The organism is Chryseolinea sp. H1M3-3, from assembly GCF_029360725.1.
Taxonomy (GTDB): Bacteria; Bacteroidota; Bacteroidia; order Cytophagales; family Cyclobacteriaceae; genus Chryseolinea.
The window spans coordinates 603,092-620,066 of record NZ_JARKMY010000002.1 but is presented as its reverse complement, the minus strand read 5'-3'; the positions used below and the strand labels follow the sequence as shown (position 1 = coordinate 620,066).

The following is a 16,975-nucleotide window of genomic DNA, read 5'->3' as shown; positions in this document are numbered from 1 at the left end:
TGGCGGTTTTTCTTTAATACTTATTACTATATTTTTTTTTGTATTTCCACGCAAAAAACAAAAGGTGGTTTTATACTTGACCAACTTTTGTTTTCATATTGACAAGGCTAACAGAATTTCCAAAGAGGGCATCTCCGGAGTTAAAAATTCCGGGAAGGTTTAGTGATAGAAAATATCTCAGATAGTTATCCTAAACGGACACCAATTATTGCAAAAAGCAATGTTCTAAATATTTTTATGACCATTAACGGGAAAGATTGAAACAGGTTGTAAGGGTATTTACGGATACGCGATATTCATTATGCCACTGAATCGAGAGGCTTGCGATTGTGGTCCAGGTCCCGGGACCTTTTCATCTCAGACGGCGTTAAGCCAGTAACTTTCTTGAACTGCGCGGACAGATGAGCTACACTGCTATAACCCAGTCGGCTGGCTATCTGACTTAGGTTTAACTCGTCATAAAAAAGAAGTTCTTTTGCTTTTTCTATTTTTTGCCGAATAATATACTGCTCCAGCGTAATACCTTCAACGCTTGAAAATAAATTACTCAGGTAATTGTATTCATAGTGCAATTCTTCTGACAATACGCTGGACCAGTTAAACCTCAGATCGACTTTATCCGCATGGTGAATCATTTTAATAACTTTATTTTTTATCGACTCTATCAATCTGGCTTTACGGTCATCTATTCTTTCGAATCCTAAGCCAGTAAGCGTCGCATCCAGTTTTTCCAGCTGAGCCCCAGACAAGTGCTCTTCCTCCAAGGTAACTTCCCCCAATGTAACTTTTTCAGGATGTAGCCCTTGATTTTCCAGCGCCTGCTTTACAGCCATTATACACCGGTTGCACACCATATTTTTTATGTAGAGTGTCATCATAGCGCAAAGATGATCATTTGTGATGCATCGTTATTATATAATTTGATGAAACTATTATACAATTTTCACCTCAATAAAAAGAACCATTTGTGAATGAAGAGAGTTCGGAAACGTAACTCTCAACTCCGTCCAAGCTCTTCTTATTGATGTAAAACTAAATAATGCACGAGAATGCTATTTATATAGCGTAAATGCTGATTTTTTTCGATTTTGCCGCACCTAGGCACTATGATTCTAATTGTTGACGATAATCAGGAAAATATATTTTCACTTAAGTCATTGCTCACCCTCCACAAATTTGAGGTTGATGCAGCTTCTTCGGGAGAAGAGGCTTTAAAGAAAATTCTGCAAAAGACTTACTCGCTGGTCATACTTGATGTACAGATGCCTGAAATGGATGGCTTTGAAGTAGCAGAAGCCATCTCGGGTTACAGCAAATCAAAAGACATTCCGATCATATTCTTGTCCGCAATTAATACTCACAAGCGATACATCGCCAAAGGATATGGCTCGGGCGGAATTGATTATGTAACGAAGCCTTTTGACCCTGATATTCTCTTGTTAAAGATCAAAACATTTTACAGGCTCTCAGAACAAACCCGCAAGCTAAATGAACTTGAAAAAAGTCTTCGGGAAGAGCTCGCGTTAAAAAAGCAGGCAGAACTTCTGCTCGAGAAAAAAGTTGAGGAAAGAACCATCGAGTTAAAACGATCTAATCAACAACTAGAGCAAAGCAATAAGGAGTTGGAACAATTTGTATTTATTGCTTCTCACGATTTACAAGAGCCCCTTCGGAAAATTCAAACCTTTAGTAATGTTGCTCTGGAACGATATCTTGACGAGAAACCGAAAGTTGAATTGTACCTTCGGAAGATTTCATCTTCAGCCAATCGGCTACGTGAGCTTATCTCAGATCTCCTTAATTATTCCAAAATAAATGCTGACGGACTGTTCAAAAAAATAGATCTCAATGCACTCATTGAAGACACACTTTCGGATCTTGAATACAAAGCGAGTATACATGTAGATCCGTTACCGGAAATTGAAGTTATTCCATCACAAATGCGGCAGGTATTTTTGAACCTGATCAGTAACTCACTGAAGTTTAGCCGGGAATCCATTCCTTGTCATATCATCATTAAAGGTGAAATAATTTCGAAAAAGGAGTTCGACTCCCCTGCGAGTGTTAGTGGCCAGTACTGCCGAATAACATTAAGCGACAATGGAATAGGATTTAACAACGAATACAATAACCGCATTTTCGAAATCTTTCAACGATTAAACCATGATGATATGTATGAAGGCAGCGGAATCGGATTAGCTATCGTAAAAAAAATTATTGAACGTCATGAAGGCCTTATTTGTGCTACCGGAGAAGAAGATCATGGGGCCACATTTATTATCGTCTTGCCAATAGAGCATCGTAAAATATCCTCCTAGCAGACTAACTGTTTTTTTTAATGGACAAAGATTTTAAAAGGAATTTGGTATTAGGGTTTAGTGCATCATTGTTAATACTGATCGTCACTTCGGTGGCGTCTTTTGTAAGCATACGCAACCTGCTGGAAAGCGCTGGCCTGGTAAATAATACAAATCAGGTTATCGTCGAAATGAATGCCATTCATGTTGCCCTGCTGAATGCGGAAACGGGGCAACGTGGATATTTATTAACTGGAGAAGAAGAATTTTTGGCTCCTTACCACAGCGCTCGGGAAAGAGCTTTTAATGCGCACGCCAGGGTTAAATCGCTCACCGCTGATAACCAACTTCAGCAAGATGACCTGGCAAAACTGAGCAAATTAATTGAAGATCGATTTCATTATCTGGACATCAGCATTAATGCGAAAAAGAAAGGAGAGCCAATTCTAGCTGCAAATCTTCAAACCGGGCAAAATATCATGACTAGTGTACGCGAAACGGTCAGGATAATGGAAGAGCGTGAAAAAGAATATCTCATTACACGGTCAGAAACGATGAATCGTTTTGCCTCATTTACACCTCCGTTAATTATTGCCGCTGCCATGATTGCGCTGTTCATCACCGTTCTCTTTTATGCACGGGTGAGAAAAGATTTCGAAGAACGTCTTGAATTACAAAAGGCACTTGAGGATAAAGACAAGGAGATCTCCAATCGCATTAGTATTATTCGAAGCATTGCCGATAAGATTGCGCAAGGAAATTACAATATCCGCATAGATGATAGGCAAAGCGACGCGTTAGGAAGCGTTGCCCTCTCACTCAATAAGATGGCTGAGTCCCTTCATTATTCATTTGGCTTATTGTCTGATAAAGATTGGCTGCAGACCGGCCTTGCACGACTAAACGATACCATGATCGGCGAAAAGGAAATTGAAGTCCTAAGCCGAGAAATAATCGAAACCATTGCTACATATACCAATAGTAATGCAGGGGCGTTCTATCTCTTGGAAGGTGGCGAGTTACATGCTGTGGCCGGTTTCTCCTATTTACCCGGACCCGCCAGAAAAGTCATAAAACCTGGGGAGGGATTATTAGGTCAATCGGTAATCACAAGAAAACTTGTAGAACTAAAAAATTTACCCGCTGACAATATTACCGTCAGTTTTGCATTGGGCGAAGTGAAGCCCAATCATGTTGTCGCTATTCCGGTAATGGATGGGTATACCATTAAGGGTGCTGTTGAACTGGCGAGTGTTGCCTCGTTCACCCAACGTGAAGTTGAATTCCTTACAGCCGCTACCCCGAACGTTGGTATAGCGATCAGTACCGCGCAAAACAGGCGTAAGCTTCAGGAGTTGCTGGAAGAAACCCAAGCGCAGTCAGAAGAACTGAGAACCCAGCATACTGAACTTGAAAATTTAAACGGTGAGTTGGAAATTCAATCAGAGAAACTGCAGGCTTCCGAAGAAGAATTAAAGGTACAGCAAGAGGAATTGAAACAGGCCAACCAGGAGTTAGAGGAACGTAGCCGGCTCCTCGAGGAAAAAAACCAGGTTATTTCGGAGAGTGTCGCTGAAATCCAATCAAAAGCCGATCAACTTGCACAGAGCACAAAATACAAATCAGAGTTTCTGGCAAATATGTCTCACGAGTTGAGAACACCCTTAAATTCAATACTGCTGCTTTCACGTTTGATGTCTGAAAATCAGGAGAAGAATTTGAGCGCGGAACAGGTTGAATATATGAAAGTAATTCAAAGTTCCGGTAACGGGCTTCTTTCATTGATTGATGAAATCCTCGACCTATCAAAAATAGAGGCAGGTAAGATGAAGCTGGAATATCAATCCGTTAGCATAGCCGATATTGTACGCGATATGCAAGCTTTATTTAAGCCACTTGCTGACGAAAAGCGTATTGAGTTTCGAACGACGATTGAGACTGGAGTACCTGAAACCATCGACACAGACAAACTAAGGTTGGAACAAATTCTCCGGAACCTCATTTCCAATGCGATTAAATTTACCAGCAAGGGATACGTTAGCATGACGATTGAACCCCATCAAAAAAATAATGCCCTGCTAAAATTCATCGTAAAAGATACAGGTATTGGTATCCCTAAAGAGAAACATGCTTTAGTTTTTGAAGCTTTCCAACAGGCGGACGGTTCAACGCGAAGAAAATTCGGAGGTACCGGTTTAGGACTTTCAATAAGTCGCGAACTGGTGAAACTGTTAGGCGGCAGCATCACACTCAGAAGTGATGTAGGTGACGGTAGTGAATTTACCGTTGCGATACCACTTGCTCCCACCAGCGTAGCACACGAGAGTTCAAATGTACTGACTGATACTCACAATGAGCAGCCGACACGCTCGCCAATCATAGAGAAAAAGTATATCAGTACGCATATACCGGAAAATATCCCTGATGACCGCGATCAAATTGAGAAAAACGATAAGGTTATTTTAATCATTGAAGATGATGTGAATTTTGCAAAATCACTGATAGAGTACACGCACAAACAAGGCTATAAAGCAATCGTAAGTGTGCGCGGTGATGAAGGTATAATGCTGGCACAACAATTTTTGCCGCTTGGAATTCTTCTTGACATTCAATTACCGGTAAAGAGTGGATGGGAAGTGATGGAAGAATTAAAACAAAATCAAGAAACGCGTCATATCCCGGTCCATATCATGTCGTCGCATGAGGTTAAGAAAGAAAGTCTTGTGAAAGGCGCAGTTGATTTCATCAGCAAACCAATGGCATTCGACCAGATGTCGGAGATTTTTAAGAAGATAGAATACGTGCTCACGCATCATCCTAAGAAAGTGTTAATTGTTGAAGAAAACGCCAAACATGCCAAGGCGCTTGCTTATTTTCTTGAATCCTTTGATGTAAATTTAGATATCAAGAGCCGTGTTGATGATGCAATTGAATCGCTGAAAGGAAACAAATCGGATTGTGTTATTCTTGATATGGAAATACCCGATCAGCATTCGTACACAATTCTTGAAGCAGTGAAGAAAACTCCAGGATTAGAAAACTTACCAATCATTATATTCACCGGAAAAAGTTTGTCGCAGACAGAGGAGCTTAAGATTAAACAATACGCCGATTCGATCGTTGTTAAAACGGCCCAATCTTACAAGCGCATTCTTGATGAAGTTTCACTGTTCCTTCATCTGATGGAAAAAGTTGAAAAAGATTCGGCATTAAAATATCAAAAGCTTGGTGCGTTGGATGAAGTGCTGAAAAACAAAACTATTCTAATAGCCGATGATGATATGCGCAATATTTTTTCCCTCACCAAGGCTTTAGAAAAATTCAAAATGAATGTGATTGCTGCCGTAGATGGAAAAGATGCTATCGAAAAATTAAAAGCTAATCCAAATGTGGACATTGTTTTAATGGATATGATGATGCCGGAAATGGACGGGTACGAATCAACGATGGCTATTCGCAAAGATCCGGCCTATCATAACTTGCCGATCATTGCCGTCACGGCGAAAGCTATGATGGGCGACCGGGCGAAATGCATAAATGCCGGCGCATCTGATTATATCACCAAGCCAGTAGACCTTGACCAATTGTTCTCCCTGCTCCGGGTTTGGCTTTATGAAAAAGGAAGAAAAGAACGCGCATGACTACCACTTCCTCAAAAGATATTCTGCTGATCGATGATGACAACAGAAATATTTTTGCACTCAAGGCAGTTTTAAAATCCAAAGGTTTCAATTGCCTGACGGCGACTACCGCAGAGGACGGCTTCAAAGAACTTTCACGGCAAAATAATGTTGGCGTAGTACTATTGGATATGATGATGCCTGAGATGGATGGTTATGAAGCAATTCATTTTATCCGGCAGGATCTGAAAAGCACCATTCCCATTATTGCCGTTACCGCGCAGGCCATGCATGGCGATAAAGAAAAATGTCTTGCGGCCGGCGCGGACGCGTACCTACCAAAACCTGTAGATGTTGATCAGTTGCTGCTCCTCTTACAACGATACTTGAAATAATATGGTATCGCACGACATTCAATTGACCGATACAGAGCTTGACATCATTTTAAATGATCTCCTGGAGTTGTATGGATATGATTTTACAAACTACTCCAAGGCTTCATTGAAGAGGCGCATCACTATGTTAATTTCTAATGACAGGTTCCCCAGCTTTGCTGAATTCCGCTTCAAGCTTCGACATGAAAGAGATTATTTTAACAGGTTCATTGAAAAAGTGACGGTCAACGTTACGGAAATGTTCCGGGATATTTCTTTTTACAAAACACTTCGAAATGACATTATCCCGGTGTTGGCGACCTGGCCGATGATCAGGATATGGCATGCCGGATGTTCTACCGGCGAGGAAGTATATTCGATGGCGATTTTACTCCAAGAAGCAAACTTGTTACACAAGTCATTGTTATATGCTACTGACATTAATCCAGCCGTATTGGAGAAGGTCAGGGGCGGAATTTTTCCGCTTAGCCAAATGAAACAATACTCGGAAAATTATATTTTGTCTGGTGGCCGAAAAGATTTTTCGTCCTACTACACGGCTAAATACAATGCTGCAAAATTTGATAGCTCACTGGGTAAAAAAATTGTTTTGGCAACACATAACCTGGTTTCGGATAGCTCCTTCAACGAATTCCAACTCATTATGTGCAGAAATGTTATGATCTATTTTGATAAACCCCTGCAGGATCGTGTCCTTCATCTTTTCTATGATAGCCTGGAAATGTTGGGCTACCTGGCACTGGGCTCGAAAGAATCGTTGAAGTTCACAGATATCAACAAACATTTTACACAGCATGAAAATCGGGAAAAAATCTGGAGAAAGATTAGCTAACGGTCGGTATGGCGCACAAAAATAATACAGCTTTGTTGGTGATAGGCGGGTCTGCCGGAAGCCTTGCTGTTGTGTTAAAAATTATTCCATTACTTGAAAAAGATTGGAATCTTTCCGTCATTATCATTTTTCACAGGAAGGCCTCTGAAGAAACAACACTGGCAGAAATGCTTTCAACTCGAACGGCATTTAATGTCAAGGAAGCTGATGATAAAGATGAACTTGTACCAGGAACCATATACCTGGCTCCCCCAGATTACCACGTTCTGATCGAACGAGAACAGGTTATTACCCTGGACGATTCGGAAAAGGTCAATTTCAGCAGACCCAGCATCGATGTCACCTTTGAAAGTGCAGCACAGATTTATGGGAACAAATTGACCTGCATACTTTTGTCTGGTGCAAATGCTGATGGTGTGGAGGGCCTCAAGATCGCCAGAAGCCGTGGTGCATTCATTATTGTTCAGGACCCCGCGTGTGCCGAGATTCCATACATGCCGAAAGAAGCAGTTAATAATGTAGCCATCGATTTTTTATTAACCGACCAAAATTTTGAAGTTCTCAAAAATATTCTAAACCGATAGTGCTTAACTTTTTAACCAAACCCGTGTTAACTACATACAAACTTCTATCGTAAGACCTGCCCATTAAACTTATTTTTAAGTGGACAAAACTTCAACAATAACCACCGTAAATTTTTTATCGGGTGGAGGTGAAATGGGTGAACGAATCCGCTCCTATGACTGGGGTTTGACGTCCCTTGGCCCCGTTGATTTATGGCCGCGCAGCCTGAAAACTTGTATTCAAATCATGTTAACCTCCCGGCAGCCAATTTGGATAGGCTGGGGTAAGGAGCTAATCAAGTTATACAACGACCCCTATAAAACGATTGTAGGAGGAAAACACCCGGGGGCACTGGGAAGCCCAGCATCTGAAGTATGGAGGGATATCTGGGAAGATATTAGTCCTATGCTTAAAAAGGTGATGGAAGAAAATGAGGGTACCTATGTGGAAGCCCAGTTGTTAATCATGGAACGTAATGGCTATCCGGAAGAAACATATTATACCTTCTCCTATACGCCCATTGCCGGCGATGATGGTAATACTGAAGGAATGATTTGCGCGAATACAGATGATACCCATAGAATTATTACCGAGCGTCAATTACAAACGTTAACCCAACTTGGCAAATCACTAACGGATTCAAAAAGTAATCGAGAAGTTTTTGAACAATCGATCAAAACGATTCAGCAAAATCCATATGACTTTCCATTTGCGCTTTTTTACCAGCTTTCTGGAAATAAGCTTTCGCTTGCCCAAGCCACTGAATTAGGAGATTCGGCAAGCCAAGTGCCAGCGCACATTGACCTTCTTGCTCAAGATGATATTTCCCAATTATGTGTCGAAGCGCTCGGACAACGAAAATTTTTGCTGGTGGATAACCTCCAAGAGAAATTTGGTGTGATGCCGGCGGGTGCATGGAAAATACCACCCAATAAAGCTATCATTCTTCCCATAGCACAACGCGGCCAAAAAGAAGCGTATGGCCTGCTGGTGATTGGCGCAAATCCATTCCGGATTTTGGATGAGAAGTACTGCAGCTTTTTTGAGTTAGTGGGTGATCAGATCGTCACAAGTCTTGCAAATGTCCATGCGATGGAGGAGGAGCGCAAGCGGCTGGAAGCGTTAGCAGAGATAGATCGTGCCAAAACCATTTTCTTCTCTAATATCAGCCATGAATTTCGAACCCCGCTCACACTTTTTCTCGGACCCCTTGAAGACCTTTTGAACGATCGGGAAATACAAGGAGTTAAAAAAGAAAAGGTGGAAGTAGCATTCAGAAATGCTTTGCGTATGCAAAAAATGGTGAATCTGTTGCTGGATTTTTCCAAGATTGAGGCTGGTCGCATGGAATCTAATTTTTCTCCCGTCGATATTGTTGCCCTTACAACCGACCTTGCAAGCAACTTCAGGTCAGCCATCGAGAAAGCTGGAATGAAATTAAATATTCTCGTCGACGAAATTCATGAACCTGTATTTGTTGATGTAAATATGTGGGAAAAGATTATTCTCAATCTCCTTTCCAATGCATTCAAATATAGTGAAGCAGGCACCATTGACCTGACTATAAAAAAAATCGATGACACGGTACGGGTATCCGTCAAAGATACAGGCGTGGGAATTCCCGAGACCGAAATGGATAAAATCTTCGACCGCTTTCACCGCGTGCAAAACGTGAAGGGAAGAACGCAGGAAGGCACTGGCATAGGACTCGCTATGGTGAAAGAACTGGTGAAACTTCATAATGGTACCATTGAGGTAAAGAGCAAAATAGGGGAAGGGTCAGAATTTACTGTTTGCATACCTCAACAGCAAAAGGTGGGATCCAATGGCGAATTGAAAACTTCTTTAGGAAAGACCTCCACGCAGTTGTCTACCTACGTTGAGGAAGCACTTCAATGGATTCCTTCCAAGGACACGACGCACGGCGAGTCATCCGATGTTTTACCGTCTTCTTCAACAAATGGGACAATCCGAAAATATACCATACTGCTCGCGGACGACAATGCTGACATGCGTACCTATGTTGAACGCCTTTTACAAAAGCAATATCATGTTATATTGGCAGCAGATGGCGAAGACGGGTTAGCCAAGGCCTTAAAACATACACCCGATTTGATACTGTCCGATATTATGATGCCAAAACTGGACGGCTTTGGATTGCTAAAAAGACTTAAAGACAATTTAACGACCAGAAACATACCTTTCATATTTTTATCAGCCAGGGCAGGTGAAGAATCAAAGGTAGAGGGTATTCAAGCGGGTGCGGATGATTATCTTATCAAACCCTTTTCATCCAAGGAATTAATTGCCCGAGTAAATAATCATATCTCTATATCAACGGCAAGGCGACACGCTGAAAAAGAATTTTTTAATCTATTTCTTCAATCGCCAGCACACATTCATGTATTTAAAGGTCCTGATCATGTGGTAGAATTTTTTCATCCACTGGGCATCAGTTTTACAGGGCGGGATGTAACAGGAATGAAAATACGGGAAGCCTTTCCCGAAGTAGAAGGACAGGGCTTCTTTGAAATGCTTGACAAAGTATATCATGAAGGCATTACGATCAACGCCCGCAATTCAAAAGCGGTAATTACGGACAAGAACGGCAAAGCCAATGAACACTATTTTGATAGCACCTATTTACCGTGGAAGGATTTGGAGGGGAAAACACAAGGCGTACTGCAATTTACAATTGAGGTAACGGAAGCCGCGCAGTTGCGATTGATGGCCGAAGCCAATGAATTAAAATTCCGTTCCATAGCCCAGCAAGCACCGGTAGCCATGGCGTTATTAATGGGCCCCACTTTCATAGTAGAGGTAGCGAATACGCGGGTGTTAGAAATGTGGGGGAAAACATTGGAAGAAGTAATTGGCCAGCCTGTCTTAAATATCTTTCCTGAAATTATCGCACAAGGCTTTCAGGATATATTGACCGAGGTATTTAAGACCGGGAATTCTTACACGGCAAATGAAGTCGCTGTAACATTCATGCGTGGTGAAAGGAAAGAGCAAATCGTTGTCAATTTGTTGTATGAGCCTTTCCGAAATGCGAAAAATGAGATTGAAGGAATTGTAGCGGTGGGAACAGATGTAACCGAGCAAGTTAAGATTAGAAATAAAGTTGCCGAAGCGGAACTCAAATTCCGGACGATCATCGAACAAACTCCTTCGCCACTTTGCATTTTCAAAGGCGAAGACATGGTTTTGGAAGTTGGTAACGATGCGGCGCTTGGCGTGTGGCAGGTTGGAAAGGAGGTTATTGGGAAAAGACTCGTTGACATCGTACCTGAAATGCTCAAGCAACCTTTTCTGGCGTTGATGCAGGATGTCTATCATAATGGCGTAACCCGGTATGGATACGAAGCACCGGCATTTTTTATCAGAAAAGATGGAACTGCTGATCACAGGTTTTTTAATTTCATTTATGTTCCTTTCCGTAATGTAAATGGGATAATCGAGGGCGTTCTGGTTTTGGCGACCGATGTTACCGAGCAGGTTCAAGCAAAAAAACAATTGGTGGAAAATGAGGAACGCCTTCGGATAGCAACGGAAATATTAGAACTTGGAACCTGGGAATATGATATTGTCAACGACGCAATGCACTGCTCGGATAAGACTTTGGAATTATTTGGGTTTCCTAAAGACGCTAAAATTAAATTGATAGATCCAATAAATGCCATCGTCCAAGAGGACAGGCAAAGAGTAATAGATGCAATCGAGTATGCGTTTAAACCTGAGTCGAACGGTAAATATGATGTGGAGTATTCTTTGATCAATATCAATGACAAAAAGAAGCGGTTGTTGCGTGCCAACGGACAAGTTTTTTTTGATGCTGATAGCAAACCTTATCGATTTATTGGTACTGCCCTTGACATCACTGAACGGAAAGAAGCGGAAGAAGAACTCAAAGCAAGTGAAGCCCGATTTAAATTACTTGCGAACAGCATTCCTCAAATCGTATGGACGAATGATAAATACGGGAAAACCAATTACATCAGTACGCAGTTCGAAAAATATACAGGACAAAAAGCGGAGAATTCACACGCCTTATGGCACAACTCGATTCACGCTGACGACCAGGAAAAACTTTTGACCAAAAGGCAAAAAGCACTTCAACGAGGTCAAGGCTGGCAAGAGGAATTCCGAATCAAAACCAAGGAAGGAAATTATCGATGGTTTTTGGCTGACTCCAAACCGCTAACCGATGCGGATGGAAACATTGTAATGTGGGTTGGATCGGCCTCAGACATTCAGGATTTGAAAGAACAATCAAATTGGTTGGAGCGCCAGGTTCAGGAACGAACACGTGCGCTAAAAGAATTGAACGAATCACTGAAGCTTTCAAATGAAGACCTCCAGCAATTTGCGCATGTGGCCAGCCACGATTTAAAAGAACCCATTCGGAAAATAAAAACTTATAGCAATCGTCTATACGACGATTACAAAGAACTATTGCCAGAAAAAGGAAACAACTTTTTAACAAAGATTTTAAGTGCTACAGACAGGATGTATTCTATGATCGATGGTGTTCTCTCCTATTCTACTATGGCGGCGCTTAGTCAACCTACACAACAAGTTAATCTCAACGAGGTGCTACATCACATTCAAAATGACCTTGAGGTTCTTACGCTTGAAAAGAATGCAACCATTATTTCAGATCGTCTGCCAACCATAGAAGGCGCACCCGTGCTTTTATATCAGCTCTTTTATAACCTTGTTAATAATTCGCTAAAGTTTTCGAAAAAAGAAGAACCTCCTGTTATTAAAATTAAGGCATTCACAGAAACCATCGACGGAAATCCATTTGTCAAAATTATTCTTAGTGATAATGGAATAGGCTTTGACGAAGAAGATGCTGAAAGAATATTTACTACATTCACTCGGTTAAATTCCAAAGACAAATACGACGGTACAGGCTTAGGACTTGCCCTTTGTAAAAAAATTGTTCACCGACACAGCGGTCTCATATCTGCAAAAGGAACAAAAAATGTCGGGGCTGAGTTTACTGTTTTACTTCCCATAATCAAATGAACGGAAATAGCTTTTTCCTTTTAGCTGACGACGATCGTGACGATGCTGAATTGTTTAGTGAGGCCTTAGTTGTCGTTGATCCAGCTATTAAATTTCACCATGTAGAAAATGGCCATGAGGTTTTTCATTTTTTATCTAAACAAAACGAAGGAAAACCAGACCTGATTTTTCTAGACTTGAATATGCCGGCAATGAGCGGCTGGCAATGCCTGGCTAAATTAAAAAATGATACTACCTTAAAAGAAATTCCGGTGATCATGTATTCCACGTCATCCAATCCCCGTGAAAAAGAAATAGCCATAGAGTTAGGCGCCGTGGGATTTATTACTAAACCAACGGACTTTAAAGTGTTGAAAAGAATTCTGGAAACTATCAGCGACAATATTCATGGTGACCTGAGGAAGATTCTCAAAGAAATGGTGGTCGTATAGCTAGCGGCCCGAGGTACCCTCGCCGAAACGCGTTGATGATTAAAGATAATCTTTAGTTAAACGCTACTTTATTCTAACATAAATTCCGACGTTTCCTTCTACAACTCCAGCGACAACTGATCGGATGCCTCTGCCTTTTTCACTTTTATGTCATGGAAATTGGAAATCGAAATACCCAGTAACCGAATTTTTTTCCCATCGAGATCAGTCGCATTCAAAAGCTTTTTTGAAAATTCGCTAATGGTTTTAAAATCATCAACGGGGTCTACAAAAGAAAGACTGCGCGTTACACGTTTGAAGTCATGATACTTTATTTTTAATGTTATGGTCCGTCCGCGCAATCCATGACGTTGTAAACGATCATGCACTACTTTTGCAATTTTGTCCAACTCCTCGTGCATGTCCTCCAGTTCTTTAAGGTCATAGGGGAATGTATCCTCTGCACCTACCGACTTAGTTTCACGGTATGGCTGTACTTCACGGTTGTCAATACCCCTTACAATCTGATAGTAAAACTTACCAGCTTTGCCGAAATGTTTTACCAATTGTCCTTCTGTCAACTTCTTTAAATCTAAACCGGTATGAAGGCCCATCTTTTTCATTTTTTCGGCTGTAACTTTTCCGACACCAAAAAATTTCTCTACGGGTAATGACTCCATGAATCGTTCGATCTTTGAAGGGCCAATGAAAGTCATACCATCTGGCTTATTCATATCTGAAGCGATCTTTGCCACAAACTTATTAATGGAAACACCAGCGGATGCGGTTAATTGCAATTCTTCTTTTATGGCTAGTTTAATTTGTTTGGCAATTTCCAATGCTGATCCGATCTGTTGTTTGTCTTCGCTAACATCAAGAAATGCTTCATCGAGTGAAAGGGGCTCTATAATGTCGGTGTATCGCAGAAATATATTTCGAATGCGCTGAGACACTTCCTTATATACATCGAAGCGTGGCCGCACAAAAATTAAGTGTGGGCAAAGTTGGACAGCCATTTTAGACGACATCGCAGAACGCACTCCGAATTTTCTCGCTTCGTAACTGGCTGTCGCCACAACACCTCCCCTCCCCTGGGGCGAGCCCCCCACCGCAATGGGTTTTCCACGGTAAAGTGGATTGTCACGCTGTTCAATAGAAGCATAAAATGCATCCATGTCGATGTGGATGATCTTTCGCTTTTTATTGTTTTCCTTTTCCATAGGGGCGTGCTCTGTAAATATACGGCGTTCGGATATTCTACTGACACGTCAAGCTACATCACGGGAAGTGACAAGCGGATGTCAAGAGGATAATAAAAATGTATAACTTCATGTTAAATATGTAAATCAGATTAGTAGAAATACTTCCTGACTTGTTAAGTATACATGTTTAATATTCCATTTATGAAATCTACAACACTGTTCTTATTATTTATTACGTCTTTCCTTACAGTCATCGGCCAACGCGCCGCACCTGACAAAATAGAAACTAGCGCCGGACCACTAACGATTCAGCCTATCTTGCACGGTTGCCTGGTACTAAGCTGGAACGATAAAACTATCTATGTCGATCCGTATGGCGGCCTAAAGGCCTTGGCGGGTATTGCAGCGCCGGATCTGGTCCTCATCACAGATATTCACGGCGACCATTTAAATCCGGAAACATTAAATGCTATTGAAACCTCCAAAGCGAAAATTGTGGTACCTCAGGCGGTAGCCGATCAGTTGCCTGAGAATCTAAAAAGCAAGGCTGTAATTCTAAATAATGGAAACAGGATCACAGAAGGCGGCATTTCCATCTCAGCAATGCCGATGTATAATTTACCAGAAGCGCCTGACTCAAGGCATACCAAAGGAAGAGGCAATGGTTATATTTTGAATCTCGGTGGAAAAACGGTTTATATTTCCGGTGACACAGAAGATATTCCTGAGATGCGCGCGCTCAAAAATATTGATATCGCTTTTGTCTGCATGAACCAACCTTACACCATGGACATTAACCAAGCTTCAAGCGCAGTATTGGATTTCAAACCAAAAATCGTTTATCCATTTCATTTCCGTGGACAAAACGGCCTCAGTGATGTAGAGGGATTCAAGAGGCTGGTGAATGCTGGGAATGCTTCCATTGACGTTAGGATAAGAAACTGGTATCCGGAATATTAACCCTGCTCGATTTAGTTTGCCGTACAGAGTTATATGAAGTAGGGCACCCTAAGAACTGAAGCTTTTGAACCGACGATGAATTAGGAAACACCAGTGCCGTTCTTAAATACATTCAGTTGAGTAAATTATTGACAGCCAATCATATATTACCGATACGTCTCTTTTTTAGCAAAAAGTTACTATTGCTTTAACATTGTGAATGGGATTTCCGGCTAGATTGCATCCCGAATAAAAGGTTTTATGTTCGAATTGGATTTCGCCCACTCGGTTCTGCTCGTTATTTGTCTCCTTGCAGCCTGTTCGTTTGAATTTGTTAATGGATTTCATGACACAGCAAATGCAGTTGCTACGGTAATTTACACCCATTCGCTAAAGCCTTGGATCGCTGTTATCTGGTCGGGAGTGTGGAATTTTCTTGGTGTTTTTGCCGGGGGAATTTCAGTAGCGGTAGGAATCATCAACCTGCTTCCTGTTGAAACTTTAGTCGACCAGAATATCGCCCATAGCCTTTCCATGGTTATTGCCTTGTTGCTTACAGCCATCTTTTGGAATCTGCTGACCTGGTACCTGGGTATTCCGTGTTCAAGCTCGCATACCTTAATTGGATCAATATTAGGTGTTGGTCTGGCATATTCGCTTTTACCTGAAGCTGCCAGTGATGCTGTCAATTGGGGCAAAGCGCAGGAAATAGGGCTATCGTTATTAATTTCGCCGCTGTTTGGTTTTTCTGTAACGATTATTTTAATGTACGTTATCAGGTCGCTTACCAAAAAAACTTCTTATGGCGATAGTTTATTCAAAGAGCCAAAAAAGGACAAGGCGCCACCAACGTGGATTCGTGGTATTCTAATTCTTACTTGTACGTTAGTGAGTTTTTTTCATGGATCTAACGATGGACAAAAAGGTGTGGGATTGGTGATGTTGATTTTGATTGGAATAGTGCCTGCCTATTTTGCATTGGATAATACATTTAATCCCTCCAAATTATCTACACCGCTTTCTAAGATTGAACAAGTTGCAGCTTCAATCGACCCCATGGTTCTTTCGGCGTCCGACAGAGCTAAACTTTCTGAAGCTATCGAGATGAATGAACGTCTTCAAAATCGTTTTTCAACATTGGCGAATGTGGAAAGTCTTCCAAAGCAGGAGCGGTTTCTTGTCAGAAAGGATATTATGGTAATGGATAGAAACTTAACTGCTATCTCGAAAAATGATGATGTAAAAATGAGTGCAGCCGAAAAGAAAAATCTCAAAGAGGAATTAAAAAAAGTACGAAATCTTACGGATTATTCTCCAGGTTGGGTCATCCTGATGATATCTCTTTCGCTCGGGCTTGGTACCATGATCGGCTGGAAACGAATTGTAAAAACCATTGGTGAGAAAATAGGAAAAGAACATTTAACCTATGCGCAGGGCGCAAGTGCCGAAATGGTCGCTGCCAGCACCATTGGATTATCGACCTATTTCGGGTTACCCGTAAGTACCACACATGTTCTTTCATCGGGAGTCGCCGGTAGCATGGTTGCGAGTAAAGGCGTAAAAAATCTTCAACCCGATACGGTTAGAAATATTCTCATCGCTTGGTTCCTTACCCTCCCCGTTGTGATGATCATGGCTGGAACGCTATTTCTACTATTTAGATCCATATTCTAAAAGAAGAA

The 16,975-nt window shown here is 41.5% G+C and carries 11 protein-coding genes; 9 read left to right on the top strand and 2 right to left on the bottom strand.

Going from position 1 to position 16,975, the window contains the following annotated elements; genetic code table 11:
- Window positions 1-299: 299 nt before the first annotated feature.
- Complete coding sequence (locus P2W71_RS10170) at window positions 300-833, bottom strand: AraC family transcriptional regulator (RefSeq protein WP_276370450.1); 534 nt, start codon at window positions 831-833, stop codon at window positions 300-302.
- A gap of 273 nt (window positions 834-1,106) precedes the next feature.
- Here P2W71_RS10170 and P2W71_RS10165 point away from each other — a divergent pair, with 273 nt between their 5' ends.
- From P2W71_RS10165 to P2W71_RS10135, 7 genes are all read left to right on the top strand, one after another.
- Entirely contained in the window at window positions 1,107-2,318 is a 1,212-nt protein-coding gene (locus P2W71_RS10165) for a response regulator (protein WP_276370448.1), read from the top strand.
- A 20-nt stretch (window positions 2,319-2,338) separates the two neighbouring features.
- On the top strand, window positions 2,339-5,938 hold the full coding sequence (locus P2W71_RS10160) for a response regulator (protein ID WP_276370446.1): 3,600 nt from the start codon (window positions 2,339-2,341) through the stop codon (window positions 5,936-5,938).
- The gene (locus P2W71_RS10155) at window positions 5,935-6,312 is read left to right on the top strand and encodes a response regulator (RefSeq protein ID WP_276370443.1); all 378 of its coding nucleotides are present in this window, start codon (window positions 5,935-5,937) and stop codon (window positions 6,310-6,312) included. The genes P2W71_RS10160 and P2W71_RS10155 overlap by 4 nt, the downstream gene beginning before the upstream one ends.
- 1 nt (window position 6,313) lies before the next feature.
- Window positions 6,314-7,144 (top strand): protein-glutamate O-methyltransferase CheR, encoded by an 831-nt coding sequence (locus P2W71_RS10150; protein ID WP_276370440.1) that lies wholly within the window; start codon window positions 6,314-6,316, stop codon window positions 7,142-7,144.
- Window positions 7,145-7,152: 8 nt separating this feature from the next.
- A complete protein-coding gene (locus P2W71_RS10145; protein WP_276370437.1) occupies window positions 7,153-7,728 on the top strand; it encodes a chemotaxis protein CheB in 576 nt (191 codons plus the stop codon).
- A 79-nt stretch (window positions 7,729-7,807) separates the two neighbouring features.
- On the top strand, window positions 7,808-12,742 hold the full coding sequence (locus tag P2W71_RS10140) for an ATP-binding protein (RefSeq protein ID WP_276370435.1): 4,935 nt from the start codon (window positions 7,808-7,810) through the stop codon (window positions 12,740-12,742).
- On the top strand, window positions 12,739-13,173 hold the full coding sequence (locus tag P2W71_RS10135) for a response regulator (protein WP_276370432.1): 435 nt from the start codon (window positions 12,739-12,741) through the stop codon (window positions 13,171-13,173). Before P2W71_RS10140 ends, P2W71_RS10135 begins: the two co-directional genes overlap by 4 nt.
- Before the next feature lie 98 nt (window positions 13,174-13,271).
- Here the strand turns inward: P2W71_RS10135 and dinB are convergent, their stop codons facing one another.
- Window positions 13,272-14,372 carry a DNA polymerase IV gene (dinB, locus tag P2W71_RS10130; RefSeq protein WP_276370429.1) on the bottom strand — a complete coding sequence of 367 codons (1,101 nt, stop codon included), beginning with the start codon at window positions 14,370-14,372 and terminating at the stop codon, window positions 13,272-13,274.
- Between the two features lie 183 nt (window positions 14,373-14,555).
- Here dinB and P2W71_RS10125 point away from each other — a divergent pair, with 183 nt between their 5' ends.
- On the top strand, window positions 14,556-15,314 hold the full coding sequence (locus tag P2W71_RS10125; protein ID WP_276370426.1) for an MBL fold metallo-hydrolase: 759 nt from the start codon (window positions 14,556-14,558) through the stop codon (window positions 15,312-15,314).
- Between the two features lie 240 nt (window positions 15,315-15,554).
- Entirely contained in the window at window positions 15,555-16,967 is a 1,413-nt protein-coding gene (locus P2W71_RS10120) for an inorganic phosphate transporter (RefSeq protein ID WP_276370424.1), read from the top strand.
- The last annotated feature ends 8 nt before the right edge of the window (window positions 16,968-16,975 follow it).